14 protein-coding genes are annotated in these 17,696 nt (G+C 31.2%); 10 read left to right on the top strand and 4 right to left on the bottom strand.

Translation table 11 applies throughout. The features are described from left to right. The first annotated feature begins 35 nt into the window (after window positions 1–35). From GFJ99_RS05740 to accD, 3 genes are all read left to right on the top strand, one after another. Complete coding sequence (locus tag GFJ99_RS05740) at window positions 36–2,585, top strand: BamA/TamA family outer membrane protein (RefSeq protein WP_153207908.1); 2,550 nt, start codon at window positions 36–38, stop codon at window positions 2,583–2,585. 49 nt (window positions 2,586–2,634) lie between these two features. Next, window positions 2,635–3,702, top strand: coding sequence for a class II fructose-bisphosphate aldolase (gene fbaA, locus GFJ99_RS05735; protein WP_040470289.1), 1,068 nt, complete (start codon window positions 2,635–2,637; stop codon window positions 3,700–3,702). A 75-nt stretch (window positions 3,703–3,777) separates the two neighbouring features. Continuing rightward, the gene (accD, locus tag GFJ99_RS05730) at window positions 3,778–4,632 is read left to right on the top strand and encodes an acetyl-CoA carboxylase, carboxyltransferase subunit beta (protein WP_008254795.1); all 855 of its coding nucleotides are present in this window, start codon (window positions 3,778–3,780) and stop codon (window positions 4,630–4,632) included. 56 nt (window positions 4,633–4,688) lie between these two features. On the opposite strand, the gene GFJ99_RS05725 is transcribed toward accD, so the two are convergent. From GFJ99_RS05725 to GFJ99_RS05715, 3 genes are all read right to left on the bottom strand, one after another. Then, on the bottom strand, window positions 4,689–6,884 hold the full coding sequence (locus GFJ99_RS05725; protein WP_153207907.1) for a TonB-dependent siderophore receptor: 2,196 nt from the start codon (window positions 6,882–6,884) through the stop codon (window positions 4,689–4,691). Between the two features lie 94 nt (window positions 6,885–6,978). Further along, entirely contained in the window at window positions 6,979–7,512 is a 534-nt protein-coding gene (locus tag GFJ99_RS05720) for a hypothetical protein (RefSeq protein ID WP_153207906.1), read from the bottom strand. Between the two features lie 41 nt (window positions 7,513–7,553). Next, window positions 7,554–8,804 (bottom strand): ABC transporter permease, encoded by a 1,251-nt coding sequence (locus GFJ99_RS05715; protein WP_153207905.1) that lies wholly within the window; start codon window positions 8,802–8,804, stop codon window positions 7,554–7,556. Between the two features lie 127 nt (window positions 8,805–8,931). On the opposite strand from GFJ99_RS05715, the gene GFJ99_RS05710 reads away from it, so the two are divergent. The 7 genes from GFJ99_RS05710 to rodA all read left to right on the top strand — a co-directional run bounded on the left by GFJ99_RS05710 (window position 8,932) and on the right by rodA (window position 16,893). Further along, complete coding sequence (locus tag GFJ99_RS05710) at window positions 8,932–9,480, top strand: transposase (RefSeq protein ID WP_008254803.1); 549 nt, start codon at window positions 8,932–8,934, stop codon at window positions 9,478–9,480. A gap of 181 nt (window positions 9,481–9,661) precedes the next feature. Then, window positions 9,662–11,194, top strand: a complete 1,533-nt coding sequence (gene purH / locus GFJ99_RS05705; RefSeq protein WP_153207904.1) for a bifunctional phosphoribosylaminoimidazolecarboxamide formyltransferase/IMP cyclohydrolase — start codon at window positions 9,662–9,664, stop codon at window positions 11,192–11,194. Between the two features lie 143 nt (window positions 11,195–11,337). Further along, complete coding sequence (locus GFJ99_RS05700; RefSeq protein ID WP_008254806.1) at window positions 11,338–12,366, top strand: rod shape-determining protein; 1,029 nt, start codon at window positions 11,338–11,340, stop codon at window positions 12,364–12,366. Window positions 12,367–12,376: 10 nt separating this feature from the next. Next, window positions 12,377–13,207 (top strand): rod shape-determining protein MreC, encoded by an 831-nt coding sequence (gene mreC, locus GFJ99_RS05695; protein ID WP_153207903.1) that lies wholly within the window; start codon window positions 12,377–12,379, stop codon window positions 13,205–13,207. After that, entirely contained in the window at window positions 13,208–13,711 is a 504-nt protein-coding gene (locus tag GFJ99_RS05690) for a hypothetical protein (protein ID WP_040470295.1), read from the top strand. Then, a complete protein-coding gene (locus tag GFJ99_RS05685; protein WP_008254809.1) occupies window positions 13,708–15,636 on the top strand; it encodes a penicillin-binding protein 2 in 1,929 nt (642 codons plus the stop codon). The genes GFJ99_RS05690 and GFJ99_RS05685 overlap by 4 nt, the downstream gene beginning before the upstream one ends. After that, window positions 15,637–16,893 carry a rod shape-determining protein RodA gene (gene rodA, locus GFJ99_RS05680; RefSeq protein WP_153207902.1) on the top strand — a complete coding sequence of 419 codons (1,257 nt, stop codon included), beginning with the start codon at window positions 15,637–15,639 and terminating at the stop codon, window positions 16,891–16,893. Here rodA and GFJ99_RS05675 read toward each other — a convergent pair whose 3' ends face one another. Continuing rightward, window positions 16,894–17,676 (bottom strand): DNA/RNA non-specific endonuclease, encoded by a 783-nt coding sequence (locus GFJ99_RS05675; protein ID WP_370454301.1) that lies wholly within the window; start codon window positions 17,674–17,676, stop codon window positions 16,894–16,896. Window positions 17,677–17,696 lie beyond the last annotated feature (20 nt).

Raw genomic sequence — 17,696 nt, 5'->3', positions numbered from 1 at the left:
AAAATTGTATTTTTGACTAACTTTTAAAAAGTGCTTTGAGAAATAATTTATCAAAAATAACATTATTATTTGTAATCGGTACAATAATTTATTCGTGTTCGTTAGTTAAACGAGTACCCGAAAGCGAAAAATTATTGACCAAAAATGAAGTTTTTGTTAATGAAGAACTTATAAAAGAAGATCGTGTTAATAATTTAGTAGTACAACAACCCAATACTAAATTCTTAAATTATCCTTTTGGTTTATTATTATACAACAGTGCAAAACCAAATCCAGATTCCACCTATCAAGCTTGGTTAACCAAAAAACCTAACAGAATAAAAAGATTAAATAAGTTTTTATCTGCTAAACAAGTAAAACGATTAGGCGAATCTTTTTTTGTTAGTGGATTACCTAAATTTATGAAGGAAACAGGAGAAGCGCCTGTAATAATAGATGAGAAAAAAGCACTAAAATCTAAAGATCGTCTTAGCGGTTATTATTACAACAATGGTTACATAAGAAATAATGTAACTATGACAATAGATTCTGTTGGAAATAAAAGAGGAAAAGTAGTATACAAAGTAACTACAGGAAAACCTTATTTTATTGATTCTATATTTAAATATATCGAAACTCCTGTTATAGACAGTTTATATACACTTCAAGAAAAAAAGACTTTTATAAAAAAAGGAGATCAGTACAATTTTATAAATTTTGATAGTGAAAGAAAGAGAATTACTCAATATTTAAGAAATAATGGCGTATATCATTTCCAAGAAAGCAACATTAAATACAATGCAATATTTGATGATTCTACTCAAAAAATGAATATCGATTTAAAGATTGAAGATCGATATGTAAAAGATGGCGACCTCTTAACAAAACGTCCTTTTTCGGTTTATAAAATTAGCCATGTTAATATTTTTACCAATAACACATCAAGAAAAGAAAGTAATCAGTTTAATGATAGTATAACCTATAATAACTTTACAATTTACAGTGCCGGTAAATTAAAATACAAACCAAAAGCTATTACAAATGCTATTTTTATTGAAAAAGGCAAACTATTTAGTGATATCGACAGAACGCTAACTACCAAATCATTAAGCAATTTAAAAGTATTTACGTATCCAAACATTGAATACATAGAAGACCCAAACGACAGTACCAAAACATCACTTATTGCAAACATTTATTTAATGAGTAAGCCAAAGTATATTTGGCAGCCATCACTCGATGTAACTACTTCAGATATTCAAGAGTTTGGAATAAGCGCCAGAATGGCCTTTACTTGGAGAAACTTATTTAAAAGAGCAGAAACATTTGAATTATCTGCAAAAGGAAATATTGGTTCTTCAAAAGATTTAGCAAATCCTAATGATGTCTTTTTTAACATTTCAGAATATGGTATTGAAGGAAAACTAAGCTTTCCTAGAATTGTATTTCCAGTAAATACTCGCAATATTATAAAAAAAGAAATGCTTCCTTCGACTAATGTAAATGTGGGTTTAACAAGCCAACGAAATATTGGATTAGACAAAGAAAATTTAACCGGAGTTTTTAATTACAATTGGACTCCAAAGCAAAAACATACGATTAGATTTGATTTATTAAATATTCAATTTATTAAAAACTTGAATCCAGAAAATTATTTCAATGTATATACTTCTTCGTACAATACTTTAAATGATTTAGCTCAAACATATAATGTTGACCCTACTAATTTAGAAAACGGAAATTTAACCACGCAAGGCGCTGTGAATTTTATTGAAGAAGTTCAAAGTGGTGGCACATCATTATTACCTTCAGATCAAGAGTATAAGATTATAAGAAGTATTGGAGAAAGGAGAGAACGTTTAATTGAAAACAATTTAATTCTTTCATCTGCTATTACATTTTTTAGAAATACGAAAGCTAATTTATTCGATAATAATTTTTATTCGATAAAAGCTAAAGTAGAATCCTCGGGTAATGTATTATCTTTATTAGCCAACACAAAGAACGAACCGTTAAATGAAAACGGAAATAAAACTTTATTTGGAATAGAATATTCGCAATACATAAAAGGAGAAATAGATTTTATAAAACACTGGGATTTTGGAAAGAAAAACACCCTTGCTATGCGCGCTTTTGCAGGATTAGCAGTTCCTTACGGTAACGGACAATCAATTCCTTTTTCAAGAAGTTATTTTTCTGGAGGTTCTAATGACAATAGAGGCTGGCAAGCTTATAGCTTAGGACCAGGAAGAAGTGGCGGAATTAACGACTTCAATGAAGCAAATTTAAAACTAGCATATAGTTTAGAATACCGTTTTAGAGTAGGAGGAAATTTTCACAGTGCATTTTTTGCAGATATAGGAAATATTTGGAATATATTTGACAATATTACAGATGAAGATTACACCTTTAATGGTTTTAGATCGTTTGAAGACTTAGCCCTAGGTTCTGGAATTGGTTTACGATATGATTTTAGCTTTTTTGTATTCCGATTCGATTTAGGCTATAAAACCTATGATCCGGGAAGAGAAGTGGGCGACAGATGGCTAAAAGGAGTCAACTTTAGCAAAACAGTGCTAAATTTTGGCATTAATTATCCATTCTAATTTTTTAAATTATTATTTTTGCAAAAACTATATTAAAAAACAATCAACTATGAGTCACAATATTAAACCAGGTGTTGCTACCGGAGATCAAGTACAAGAGATATTTAATTACGCTAAAGAAAAAGGATTTGCTTTACCTGCAGTAAATGTTGTAGGATCAAGCACAATTAATGGTGTAATTGAAACAGCAGCTAAATTAAATGCGCCTGTAATTATTCAATTTTCTAATGGAGGAGCACAGTTTAATGCAGGAAAAGGGCTATCTAATGAAAATGAAAAATCAGCAATTTTAGGAGCAGTAGCAGGTGCAAAACATATTCACACATTAGCTGAAGCTTATGGAGCAACCGTAATTTTACACACAGACCATTGTGCAAAAAAACTGTTACCATGGATTGATGGTTTATTAGATGCTTCTGAAAAACATTTTGCAGAAACTGGAAAACCATTATTTAGTTCTCATATGATTGATTTATCTGAAGAACCTATTGAAGAAAACTTAGAAATTTCTAAAAAATATTTAGAAAGAATGAGTAAAATGGGAATGACTTTAGAAATCGAATTAGGAATTACAGGTGGTGAAGAAGACGGAGTAGACAACTCAGATGTAGACAGTTCAAAATTATATACTCAACCAGACGAAGTTGCTTACGCATATGAAGAATTAATGAAAGTAAGCCCAAGATTTACAATTGCAGCTTCTTTTGGAAATGTTCATGGTGTTTACAAACCAGGAAATGTAAAATTAACTCCAAAAATCTTAAAAAACTCTCAAGAATACGTTCAAAACAAATTTAATACAGGTAATAATCCAGTTGATTTTGTTTTCCACGGAGGTTCTGGTTCTACTTTAGAAGAAATTAGAGAAGCTATTGGATACGGAGTTATTAAAATGAATATTGACACTGACTTACAATTTGCTTTCACAGAAGGAATTCGTGATTATATGGTTAACAAAGTAGATTACTTAAGAACACAAATTGGTAGTCCTGACGGAGCTGATAGCCCAAACAAAAAACATTACGATCCTAGAAAATGGATTCGCGAAGGAGAAGTTACTTTTAACACAAGATTAGAACAAGCTTTTGCCGATTTAAATAACGTAAACACTTTATAAGTTTGTTGTTTGTAGTTTGTTGTTTATTGTTATCAACAAACTATAAACCATTAACAATAAACAAGAAACAAAATTATGGCTTGGTTTAAAAGAAAAGAAAAAGGAATCACAACCGCAACAGAGGACAAAAAAGATGTTCCAAAAGGGTTATGGTATAAATCACCAACTGGAAAAATCATCGACCAAGATGAATTGGCAAGAAACTTATGGGTAAGTCCAGAAGACGATTATCATGTACGAATTGGTAGTAAAGAATATTTTGAAATATTATTTGATAATAACGAATTTACAGAGCTTGATGCAAAATTAACTTCGAAAGATCCTTTAAAATTTGAAGACACTAAAAAATATAGTGATCGTTTAAAAGATGTAATGGACAAAACGAAATTAAAAGATGCTATTAGAACTGGTGTTGGAAAATCTAAAGGAAAAGACTTAGTTGTTTCTTGTATGGATTTTGCATTCATTGGTGGTTCTATGGGAGCAGTTGTTGGAGAAAAAATTTCGAGAGCAATTGATTATTCAATAAAACACAAAATTCCTTTTCTGTTAATTTCAAAATCAGGAGGAGCTCGTATGATGGAAGCTGCTTACTCATTAATGCAGTTAGCAAAAACTTCAGCAAAATTAGCGCAATTAGCAGAAGAACAAATTCCTTACATTTCATTATGTACCGACCCTACAACGGGAGGAACTACAGCTTCTTACGCAATGCTTGGCGATATAAACATTGGAGAACCAGGTGCTTTAATTGGCTTTGCTGGTCCAAGAATTGTTAGAGACACAACTGGTAAAGATTTGCCTGAAGGGTTTCAAACATCTGAATTTTTATTAGAACACGGATTCTTAGATTTTATTACCCCTAGAAAAGAGTTAAAAGATAAAATTAACTTGTATTTAGATTTGATACAAAATCAAGAAGTTAGATAAATAAAAATCCCGTTAGAAATTCTAACGGGATTTTTTTTCTTTCAACCTAATTTTTATTAAAAAGTATATTTCAATCCGGCATAAATATTACGCCCAGGAGCATTAATCCCCGAAGAAAAAGTACGGTATTGCATATCTAATATGTTTTCAACACCGGCAAACAAAGTTCCGCCTTCAATTAAAGTAAATCCTGCTTTAAAATTATAGGTTTCCCAAGCTGGCATTCCTGTTGCTGGCGCATACGCTAAGTTATCTTCACCACTAGAAGAATAATCACTTAGTGCTTTTTTACCGTTATACAACATATAGGCTTCAAGATTAACTGATTTTTGATTGTATAAAAATCCGATTTTACCAAAATATGGAGAAATATGATCTAATGGACTTTGGTTTCCATTTTCAACAACCCTTCCTAAGGTGTAATTAAAACCCGCATTAAAATGAAGATTATCTAAAACAGCAATGGTAACATTTGTAGATAATCCTGTAATAAATGCTTTTCCTTTATTCTGATTAGCAAAAACAGCACTTGGAGAACCATCATAAATAATAGTATTTAAACCATTATATGTAGATGGAGCGGTAACAATTGCATCATACAATCTTGTATAAAAATAAGTATTCTCTAATTTGAATCTTTTAGAATCTGATTTTATTACAAATCCTAAATCTGCAGTAACGGTTTTTTCAGGCTTTAAATCTTCATTTGGTACAATTAAAGTTCCTGGAACCGACTCAAATACTTTTGCTAAATCATCAATATTTGGCGCTCTAAAACCACTAGATAAGTTTGCTTTTAACATTACATTATTAGATGCGTTATGAACAATTCCTAAAGCACCACTATACGTTAAATTTCCTTGCGAAATACTATTAAATGGCAATGGAAAAAAAGTATCATCAGCAATTGTACTTTTTAGAGTAGTATATCCTACTCTACCTCCTGCATTCCAAAAAGTATTTTTAGAAATAGTATGATTGTATGAAACATAAAAATCGTTACGCATCATATTATTATCGCCATTTGGATATCTGGTATCTAAATTTGTCTGAACTCCAGTATTCACATTTTTCGCGTAAGCTGAAGATTTCAAAGTTTCAAAATACGATTCAAAACCATAAAACAATTCGCTTTTACTGAACTTTTTTGTTAAATCTAAAGAAGCCGAATACATGTTTACATTTTCTTCTCTATGTTGCAAATTATAATTCCCAAATCTTCTATTATGACGACTTTCTTGTGCATTTTGATAAGCAAAATTTGCTTTCATGTTACTACCTAAAAAAGCATTATTTTTAGTTAAGGAATAAATTGCTAAAACACGTTGTTGTGGCCCATAATACCATTCGGCATTTCTTAAACCAGTAGAGGATGATGGATCTGTTAATCTATCGTAACGAGGTACATTTGAAGAGGTAGAAAATTGTAAATTTAATCCATGTTCAAATCCAGAGTTTGTCTTATAGGCTAATTTCTGCATGAAATTATATTGCTTATAACCTGAATTTTTTTGAACGTATTTATCATCATTTACCATTAATTGATCAACTCCACTAATAGTAGAAACATAAAAAGGACGTTCTCCAAAAAAATCTCCATTATGATTCTTTCTTTTTCCCATTTTCAAATCGCCAAAATCATTATAAGCTAACGATGTAAATGAGGCAAAATTAGAAGTGGCAAAATTTAAATTAAAAGAAACCGATTTTTCTTCGTTTGAAGAACTATAGCGTGTTGCAACTCCACCTGTAAATTTATTTTTAACTTCAGATAAAAATTTGGCTCTTTTTGTAGTCATTGCTACTGTTCCGCCTAAGGCATCACTTCCAAATAAAGTAGAAGATGGTCCGTAAAAAATCCCAACATTATCTAAAATACTTTCATCAACTGTTACAATATTTTGTAAATGTCCAGCTCTAAAAATCAAGTTATTCATTCTAACTCCATCAACTAACAATAAAACCCTACTTGCTTCAAATCCTCTAATCGCAGGACTTCCAGCTCCTTGTTGTGATTTTTGAACAAACAAAGAACCCGAGTCTGACAACACTTCGGCTGTGCTTTGAAAATTCTGAAAATCAATTTGTTTTGCTGTAATTACCTCAACCTGATTTGGTAATTTTTCATAATTTTTAGGAACTTTTGTAGAAACTACAACCTCGTTTAATTCGGTAATTATAGTATCTTTTGGTGTTTGTGCCCATCCTAAAATTGGCAATGCTACCGTGATGTAAAAAATATATTTTTTCATTTGTATAATTTTGTTAATAGCTAATTCATTAGCTTAACCTTTAAAAATAAAATCATGCTTGTAAAGCAAATTACAAAGCAATGTATTTAAAAAACTACACAAATTTTGGAGGTGGCGAACTAGTTTGAGTATACTTTATTTGATAAAAAACAAGGTGTGAATTACCTCTTTTTTTATTCGTTAAAGATATAAAAGGCTCCCAAGAAAAAACCGATTGAAAATAAATTGACTTATAAAATGAATAAATTTTGTTTTGTTTTTCTTTTGATTGCGAATCTTTTTGAAAAACACCAGCCAACAAATCATCTAGTTGCTTACTTAATTTTGTTTCTTTAAAATCCCACCAACACCAATATTGAATAGAATCTTTAGAAACCTGTTTTTCTACAACATCATACATTTGGTGATTAAATTCGAATTCTTTTGCGTGTTTCCAATTTAACTTAGTGGTTATTTCTTCTTTTGAAAATTTTAAAAGCACCAATTCACTTTTATCAATTCCTGCAATCATTTTCCATTTTACTTCTTTTTTTACAGCACGTTTGCGTTGTTGTATCCATGTATAGGTTACAACGGCAGGGGCTATTAACAATAGCAATAAAAAAATACTAATGATTTGTTTTTTCAATTTGGGAAATTAATCACCAAATATAATAAAAAAACAAGAAGTTACATACCGCTTCGGATGGCCTCAACAGGGTCTAATTTAGAAGCAGTAATTGCAGGAATAATACCTGAAATTAATCCAATTAATGCAGCTAATCCTGAACCTAACAACATATTAGAAGCGCTTAAAACAAACTCGAAATCTAATGCGCTAGAAAGCACTAAAGCAATAATCCAAACTAAAAACATTCCAACTATTCCACCAATTAAAGACAAAATAACGGCTTCAAATAAAAACTGAAACAAGATAAATTTATTTTTAGCACCTAATGCTTTTTGAATTCCGATTAAGTTGGTACGTTCTTTTACCGAAACAAACATAATATTAGCAATACCAAAACCACCCACTAAAAGTGAAAAAGCACTAATAATCCAACCTATCATATTCATTTGACCAATGATATTATCAATAAAATCAGTAAAACCAGAAAGCACATTCATGAAAAAGTTATTAATTTCACCTGTTTTAACACCTCTATGTGTTCTTAATTTTTGAGCTAATTCGGCTTTAAATTCTTCTACATCAATTCCTTTTTCAGGTTTAATTAAAATAGCAGGTGTTAAGGATTTATTGTTATCGCCATACAATCTTCTTAAAAAATTAACCGGAAAAAAAACAGCAACATCACCACTATCACCAAACATGCCTTGTCCTTGTTTTTTTAATACTCCAATTACGGTGAATTTTTGACCATATAAACGCACTTTTTTTCCAATAGGGTCATTTCCTTCAAACAAACCTGTGGCTACTTCGCTTCCTATTACAATAACCGGACTTCCCGAATTGGATTCGGCCGCATTAAACAATCGACCTTTATCAATTTTTAATGGTTCTATATCAAAAAAATCTTCCGTTGAAGGCTTTACACGAATTGAATTAACTGTTTTAGATTCGTATTTAATGTTTTCGTTTCGGGTAAATAAATTGAATGAAATTTTATCAATTCCGTTTACATTACGTTTAATGTATTCGTATTCTTCAAAAGTAACATTAGGAAATTGTTCTCTTTTCCAACGAGGCACTTCAGAAGGACCAAACGAAAAGCGCATTAAGTACACGGTATTCATGTCCATATCGCTCAAATCTTCCTTGATTTTTTTGTCCATAGAATCTACCGCAGCCAAAACCGCAATAATGGAAAAAATACCAATGGTAACGCCTAACAACGACAAAAGCGTACGCAATTTATTGTTGCGCAATGCGTTAATGGCAAAACTGAAACTTTCTGAAAGTAATCGTAAATATAAAAGCATAATACTAATCTATAGTATATAAGTAGACTATTGATGGAAAATGTTACAATTGGAGCGGATTTATTTAAATTTGCAACGCTAGCGCGAGCGTCACGCTCGTGCCCACAAAGAAATTAAAAACAACCCTATGAGCAGAAAATACAAATTTGTCGAAAAAGACGGAGCTTATTTCGTTTCATTTGCTACTGTATATTGGATAGATGTTTTTACAAGAATTGATTATTTTGACACCATAATTGAATCTTTAGATTATTGTAGAAAAAATAAAGGAATGGAAATTTATGGTTATTGTATTATGCCAAGTCACATTCATTTAATTTTTCGTTCATCCTTAAGCGACCCATCAGGCTTAATGAGAGATTTTAAAGGTTTTACATCCAGAAAAATGTTAAAGGCAATTGCAGAAAATCCTCAAGAAAGCAGAAAAGATTGGTTACTTTGGATGTTTGAAAAAGCTGGAAAGAAAAATAGTAATATTGAAAAAAGTCAATTTTGGCAACAAAACAACCAACCTATTGAAATTTGGTCTTTAAAAGTATTTGAACAAAAATTAAATTATATTCACAACAATCCTGTAGAAACTGGATTTGTTACTGATCCAATTGATTGGAAATACAGTAGCGCCAGAAATTATGGAAATAACGATCAAACAGTTATAGAAATTGACTTGAATTAGATTGTGGGCACGAGCGTGACGCTCGCGCTAGCGAATGTAAAACTTATAATTTTAAAACATAAAATACATTTTAAAAATCCCTTCCAATAAAGTTTGACTATTTTAAGAAGTATAACTACTTTTGCACCACGAAAACAACATCATTTATCCGATACCGATTCAGATACAACAACACAACACCATGAACACAACAAAAAAAATTGCTTCGGCATTAATTTCTGTATTTGACAAAACAGGTTTAGAACCAATTGTTAAAGCCCTTCATCAAAACAATGTAACTATTTATTCTACTGGCGGAACTGAAACTTTCATTAAAGATTTAGGCATTCCAGTTATTGCTGTAGAAGATATTACGTCTTTCCCTGAAATTTTAGGTGGAAGAGTAAAAACGTTGCATCCAAAAATTTTTGGAGGAATTTTAAACCGTCAAGATCATGCAGGTGATGTGCAACAAATGCAAGAATTCAACATTCCGCAAATCGATTTAGTAATTGTGGATTTATATCCGTTTGAAAAAACGGTGGCTTCTGGTGCTAGCGAAGCTGATATTATTGAGAAAATCGACATCGGTGGAATTTCTTTAATTAGAGCAGCTGGAAAAAATTTCAAAGACACCGTAATTGTTGCTTCGGTAAACGAATACGCTCCGTTTTTAAATTTCTATAACGAAAACAATGGTGCTACAACTATAGAAAACAGAAGATTATTAGCAACAAGAGCTTTTAATGTTTCTTCTCATTATGATTCGGCCATTTTTAACTACTTCAATCAAACGCACGAAGAAGCTGTTCTAAAAATCAGCGAACAAAACGGAACTGTACTTCGTTATGGTGAAAATCCACATCAAAAAGGATTTTTCTTTGGCGATTTTGATAAAATGTTTACTAAAACTCACGGAAAAGAATTATCGTACAACAATCTATTAGATGTAGATGCGGCTGTGAATTTAATGAACGAATTCAAAAACGACAATCCAACTTTCGCCATCTTAAAACACAATAATGCTTGTGGTATAGCAACTAGAAATACTATGGTTGAAGCGTATTTAGATGCTTTAGCAGGTGACCCAACTTCAGCTTTTGGAGGTGTTTTAATTGCTAATGGAAATATTGATGTAGCCACAGCAAACGAAATAAACAAATTATTCTGCGAAGTGGTAATTGCTCCAGCATACGACCAAGAAGCAATTGACATTTTAGAAGAAAAGAAAAACAGAATTATCTTAATTCAAAACGAAGTGGAATTACCACAAACAACCGTTCGTACTTGTTTAAACGGTGTTTTAGTTCAAGATAAAGATAATGTTACCGATACAAGAGAGCATTTAAAAACAGTTACAACAGCAGTTCCAACAGCAGAAGAGATTGAAGATTTATTGTTTGCTTCTAAAATTTGTAAACATACTAAATCAAACACGATAGTATTTGCTAAAAACAAACAGTTGTGTGCTTCAGGAACTGGACAAACTTCAAGAGTAGATGCTTTGCGTCATGCGATTGAAAAAGCAACTTCATTTGAATTTGATTTAACAGGAGCTGTTATGGCAAGTGATGCGTTTTTCCCTTTCCCAGATTGTGTAGAAATTGCAAACAAAGCCGGAATAACAGCTGTAATTCAGCCAGGAGGCTCAATAAAAGATGAATTAAGCATCAATTATTGTAATGATAATAATATGGCAATGGTATTCACTGGAATACGTCACTTTAAGCACTAATATTTGCTTATAAATACCAAAATTTAAGACGCATTAAAATATTATTTTTTAATGCGTTTTTATTTGAAGTTATATCAGATAAATTTCATAATTTTGCTAGTTGAATACAATTATACAAAAAACGCTAAACCCTTCTCTTACTTATGGGATTTTTTGATTTCATGACCGAGGATATCGCAATCGACCTTGGTACCGCAAATACACTAATTATTCATAACGACAAAGTCGTAGTGGATAGCCCTTCTATTGTTGCTCGTGACCGTATTACAGGAAAAATTATTGCTGTAGGAAAAGAAGCAAACATGATGCAGGGTAAAACTCATGAAAACATTAAAACCATTCGTCCTTTAAAAGATGGAGTTATTGCTGACTTTGATGCTTCAGAGCAGATGATAAAAATGTTTATTAAAAGCATTCCTGCTTTAAAGAAGAAATTATTCACTCCAGCATTACGTATGGTAATTTGTATTCCTTCTGGTATTACAGAAGTAGAAATGCGTGCTGTAAAAGAATCTGCTGAGCGTGTTAACGGAAAAGAAGTATACTTAATTCATGAACCTATGGCTGCGGCTATTGGTATTGGTTTAGATATTATGCAACCAAAAGGAAACATGATTGTTGATATAGGTGGAGGAACAACAGAAATTGCAGTCATTGCTCTTGGCGGAATTGTTTGTGATAAATCAGTTAAAATTGCTGGAGATGTTTTTACAAATGACATCGTGTACTATATGAGAACACAACACAATTTATTTGTTGGAGAAACAACTGCTGAAAGAGTAAAAATACAAATTGGTGCTGCTACAGAAGATTTAGATAGCCCACCAGAAGATATGGCTGTTGACGGAAGAGACTTACTTACAGGAAAACCAAAACGTGTAGATGTTTCTTATCGTGAGATTGCTAAAGCATTAGACAAATCAATTCAACGTATTGAAGATGCGGTTATGGAAACCTTATCGCAAACACCACCAGAATTATCTGCCGATATTTATAACACGGGTATATATTTAGCAGGTGGAGGTTCGATGCTAAGAGGTTTAGATAAACGAATTTCATTAAAAACAGATTTACCTGTTTACATTGCCGAAGATCCATTAAGAGCGGTTGTAAGAGGAACAGGAATGACATTAAAGAACATCAACAAATACAAAGGAATTCTGATTAAATAAAAAATAATCCATGCAGCAAATAATTAATTTTATCATAAAAAACAGCCATCGATTGCTGTTTTTGCTGCTTTTGGGCATCTCATTTTCTTTGATTATAAAATCGCATTCTTACCACCGTAGCGAATATGTAAATTCGGCAAATGCAGTTACAGGGACCTATTACGAAAAAGTAAATGAAGTAAACGAATATTTTAGTCTGAAGAAAAAAAATAAAGACTTAGCTTCTGAAAACGCCTTATTAAAAGAATTACTTTTTAATAAAAAAGACACCATTTTAACCTCGAAAACACTTTTTAGAAACGATCTTAACAATTATAATGTTGTAGTGGCTAAAGTGATAAAAAATTCTTTTAACTCTCGAGAAAACTACATCACCATCAATTCAGGCAAAAACGTTGGTATTGAAGTAGATATGGGAGTAGTTAACGACAAAGGAATTGTAGGGTTAATTGAAAAAACCTCAAATGATTTTGCAACCATACAAAGTGTTTTAAATACCAAATCGAAAATTAATGCGAAAATTAAAAATTCAAATCATTTTGGATCTTTAATTTGGGATGGTAAAAATGTAGGGTATGCACAACTTATCGATGTGCCAAGATTAGCTTCATTAAAACACGGAGATTCTATTGTTACTGGTGGAAACTCTGATATCTTTCCTGAGAATATCCCAATTGGGAAAATTGACAAAATTTTCATTGATAAGAAAACAAATTATTATACAATCAATATTCGTTTGTTTAACGACATGACATCGCTTGGTTATGTATATGTTATTGAAAACAAAAGAAAAAAAGAGAAACAACTATTAGAATCACAAACCATAGCACCAAAAAAATAAGTGAACAATAACATTTCAAATAGCATTCGATTTGTAGTTTTTTTACTTCTTCAGATTTTAATATTCAACAATATTAATCTGTTTGGGTATCTAAATCCATATCCTTATGTTTTATTTATTTTATTATATCCAGTAAACAGCAACAAAAGTGTTTTGCTAATTACTAGTTTTGCTATGGGAGTACTTTTAGATATGTTTTGTAATTCTGGTGGAATACATACTATGTCATCAATTGTTTTAGCCTACGTTCGCCCTACTTTATTTAAATTTTCTTTTGGATTGAGTTATGAATATCAAACCGTTAAAATTGCTGATAAAGTTTCTCCGGAACGTATTACATTGTTATTATTAGCCATTTTTATTCATCATTTTATTTTATTCTTTTTTGAATATTTTAGATTTGATTTAATTATTACCATTTTATCTCGAACTCTTTTTAGCACTCTTTTTACGTTTGTAATTTGTTTACTAATCATCTATTTAATTAAGCCAAGTAAACGATGAGAAAAGCTATATTACCTGCCGTAATCATTATTACTTCAATTATTTTAATTACTCGAATATTCTATCTTCAGGTAATTGATGAAACTTTAAAACTTAAATCAGAAAATAACGCAATTAAAAAAGTGTTCGATTTTCCTGAAAGAGGCTATATCTACGACCGAAACGGAAAGCTATTAGTAGCTAACCAACCATCGTATGACATAATGGTTGTTCCTAGAGAAATTAAAAACATTGACACCACAGAATTTTGTAGTTTACTTCGCATTACAAAAGATTATTTTATAAAAAAAATTGAAAAAGCAAAGGTGTATAGTCCAATGTTACCTTCTGTATTTTTAGCTCAATTAAACAAAGCAGAATACGCAGCTTTTCAAGAAAAAGAAAGAAAGTTTGAGGGATTTTATACTCAAAAGCGAGCTTTACGAGATTATCAAGTTAAAGAAGGTGCTAATATTTTCGGATTTATTACTCAGGTTAACGAAGCTATTCTTAACAAGAATAAATACTACAACAGTGGCGATTTAATTGGAAAACAAGGCGTAGAACAACAATACGAAGATATATTGAGAGGGATAAAAGGCGTTAAATATTTACTTCGTGACAAACACAATAAGATTATTGGTCCTTACAAAAATGGTCAATTTGATACCATTGCACAACAAGGAAAAGACTTAACACTTACCATTGATCACGAACTCCAAAAATATGGAACCGAATTAATGATTAACAAAAGAGGCGGAATTGTTGCAATTGAACCAAAAACAGGTGAAATTTTAGCATTAGTTTCGGCACCAACTTTTGACCCGGCCATGTTAGTAGGCCGTCAACGTTCTAAAAATTACACAGAACTATATAACGATTCCATTGCAAAACCTTTATATGATAGAGGTCTTCAAGCAACTTATCCGCCAGGTTCGCCTTTTAAAATCATCACAGGATTAATTGGTTTACAAGAAGAAGTAATTGATGAACAAACTACCTTTTATTGTAATCATGGTGCTAATTTTGGTCGTTTTATGAAATGCCACTGTGGTTTACATACATTGCAATTAAACAATGGCGTTTATAAATCGTGTAATAGTTACTTTGGAAACACGTACAAGAGAACCATTGAAAAATATAATGATTCCTATTACAGTGTAGACAATTGGGCCAACCATGTAAGAAGTTTTGGGCTAGGGCAATTTTTAGGAACCGATATGCCAATTGGTTCAAAAGGATTAGTGCCCGATTCTAAAATGTATAAAAAAATGTATAATGGAGCTAAAATCAGAAGTTCCTATATCATTTCTAACTCAATAGGGCAAGGAGAAGTTTCTACTTCAACTATTCAGTTAGCCAACATGATGGCGGTTGTAGCAAATAAAGGATATTACTATACACCTCATATTGTTAAGAAAATAAAAGGGCAGGTTTTAGATAAAAAATTTACCACAAAGCATTATTCTACAATAGATGAACAATATTTTGATCCAATGATACAAGGATTATCTGATGTGTACAAAGTAGGTACCGCTTGGAATTTAAAAGTAGAAGGATTAGAAATTTGCGGTAAAACTGGAACAGCAGAAAACAAAATTAGAGTTGGTGGAAAAACATATCAATTAAAAGACCACTCAATATTTGTAGCTTTTGCTCCTAAAGAAAATCCTACAATTGCTATTGCAGTGGTAGTTGAAAATGGATATTGGGGAAACAGATGGGCAGGACCTATAGCTACTTTAATGGCAGAAAAATATGTAACTGGAAAAATTACCAGAAAAGATTTAGAAACCACTATGCTTAATGGAAGTTTATTAGAAGAATATAAAAGAATTGAAAACATCATCTTTCAAAGAAAAGTAGATCCGACAAGGGTTCAAGATTCTTTAAATAAAGTAAACGTAGAAATTAGTGACGCTAAAAAAGAAGAGGAAGAAAACTAAATGAAAAATCAAAGCGTAGGAAATAGAATCGACTATATCAGCATATTACTTTACTTTACTTTAGTAATAATGGGCTGGATGACTATATATTCTGCTTCTTTACCATTAGAAGAAACTTCCATATTTGATATTACTCAAATTTATGGCAGACAAATGCTTTTCATTGGTTTAACCATTCCTCTAATTTTAATAATATTATTTTCAGATGCTAAAATATTTGAACGCCTATCCTTTGTTTTTTATGGCATAGGCATATTATTATTACTTGGATTATTTGTATTTGGAGTTACCAAAAAAGGACAAACCAACTGGTATCAATTTGGTGGATTTGGGTTTCAACCTTCTGAATTTGTAAAAACAGCAACCGCATTATTGTTGGCAAAATATTTAAGTTATTCGCAGATAAATTTAAAATTTACAAAACACCAGATTATAGGATTATCAATAATAGGAATTCCAATACTATTAATATTAATGCAACCCGATGCAGGTAGTGCAATGATTTTTCTTTCACTAATTTTTGTTCTAAACAGAGAAGGTCTGCCAAGTTGGTATTTTTTCTCTGGAATTATTGCTGTTGCTTTATTCTTTTTATCATTAGTTATACAACCTATTTATTTAATAGGTATACTATTCGTTTTAATGATAATACATTATATTTTCAATAGAAAAATTTCCAGAAACCCCATTGTATACGGATTATTATACTTAGTTATGGCAGGATTTTCATTTTCTGTTAGTTATGTGTATGACAAGGTTTTAGAACCTCATCAAAAAGACCGTATTAATGTGTTAATTGGCGATGATGTAGACATGAAACGAGAAGGCTACAACTTGAATCAATCTATGATAGCCATTGGCTCTGGAGGTTTAATTGGTAAAGGATATTTAGAAGGCACACAAACTAAAGGTGGTTTCGTTCCAGAACAACATACCGACTATATTTTTACCACTGTAGGTGAAGAATGGGGATTTGCAGGAAGCTTAACCGTAATCTTACTATTTGTAGCTTTATTTTTAAGAATTATTTACTTGGCGGAAAATCAGAAAACCAAATTCAGTAGAGTTTATGGGTATTGCGTTGCCACCTATTTATTTACCCATTTTTTTGTAAATATTGCCATGCTTATTAAGTTATTCCCTACGATTGGAGTTCCACTACCTTTTTTCTCTTATGGTGGATCGAGTTTGTGGTCATTTACTATATTACTCTTTATCTTTATTAAATTAGATGCTAATAAGGTAAATGAATGGTAGTTAAAAGCTCCAGCCTTTATAATCTGATTTTGATTCTAATTGATTTTCGAATCTATCTTCTAAATTAGGATAAAAGTCTATTCCTGTTAATTTTTCTATTTCATCTACAGATACAACAAACTCATACAAAGCTTTATTTGAATCTTCATGTGGAACCAAAAAACCAATCATTTTAGAACCATCTTTAGATAAAAGCACTTTGTAAAAGTAATTAGGAACAGCAACATTTTCTTTTCCAATTGTTTTTAAATCATCACTTAAAACACCACCTGTTACTACATATAAACCATTACATTTAGTTGCCCAATATCTAGTTTTTTCTTCTAATCGATTCCAAATTCCCGAATTAAATTTATGATTTTGTGGACTAATATTAGACGTAAAAAAAGTTTCGTTATACTCATCAAAAGAACCTTTTCTATCTGCTGCTGGGCACAAATGTCCTTTGTCATAACCTGAGTTTTTATAATTTCTCCAATCAGCCGACTCAGTTTCTACAATAGGATCTTGCTCAAAAAAAGGTCTTTTAAAATTAACCGAATTTATATCGGTATTATCTAAATAATATGCCACCCATTCACTTTGTTCATGAATTTCTGAATAGGAAAAAACATAAGCTGAGTGGTTATAAACGGAATTAGTTGTAGAAGTCGGCAAAAAATCGAAATCAGAAGTAAGTAAAGAATCATTGTTTAATTCATCAATATCGTTGTTTTTGATTTGATTATTTTCCATGCAAGCAGAAAATGTCAGAAATAAAAAAAACAAGAACGGTTTCTTCATTTTATTAAATTTAAAATAGC

Origin of the sequence: Flavobacterium sp. LMO6, from assembly GCF_009495795.1 — a bacterium.
GTDB lineage: Bacteria > Bacteroidota > Bacteroidia > Flavobacteriales > Flavobacteriaceae > Flavobacterium.
This window is presented reverse-complemented; position numbering and strand designations above follow the sequence as displayed.

Bases quoted from the DNA above. Each gene is read 5' to 3' on its own strand.
- fbaA (WP_040470289.1), top strand. From the start codon at position 2,635: ATGAGTCACAATATTAAACCAGGTGTTGCTACCGGAGATCAAGTACAA.
- accD (WP_008254795.1), top strand. From the start codon at position 3,778: ATGGCTTGGTTTAAAAGAAAAGAAAAAGGAATCACAACCGCAACAGAG.
- GFJ99_RS05725 (WP_153207907.1), bottom strand. From the start codon at position 6,884: ATGAAAAAATATATTTTTTACATCACGGTAGCATTGCCAATTTTAGGA.
- GFJ99_RS05715 (WP_153207905.1), bottom strand. From the start codon at position 8,804: ATGCTTTTATATTTACGATTACTTTCAGAAAGTTTCAGTTTTGCCATT.
- GFJ99_RS05710 (WP_008254803.1), top strand. From the start codon at position 8,932: ATGAGCAGAAAATACAAATTTGTCGAAAAAGACGGAGCTTATTTCGTT.
- purH (WP_153207904.1), top strand. From the start codon at position 9,662: ATGAACACAACAAAAAAAATTGCTTCGGCATTAATTTCTGTATTTGAC.
- GFJ99_RS05700 (WP_008254806.1), top strand. From the start codon at position 11,338: ATGGGATTTTTTGATTTCATGACCGAGGATATCGCAATCGACCTTGGT.
- mreC (WP_153207903.1), top strand. From the start codon at position 12,377: ATGCAGCAAATAATTAATTTTATCATAAAAAACAGCCATCGATTGCTG.
- GFJ99_RS05685 (WP_008254809.1), top strand. From the start codon at position 13,708: ATGAGAAAAGCTATATTACCTGCCGTAATCATTATTACTTCAATTATT.
- rodA (WP_153207902.1), top strand. From the start codon at position 15,637: ATGAAAAATCAAAGCGTAGGAAATAGAATCGACTATATCAGCATATTA.
- GFJ99_RS05675 (WP_370454301.1), bottom strand. From the start codon at position 17,676: ATGAAGAAACCGTTCTTGTTTTTTTTATTTCTGACATTTTCTGCTTGC.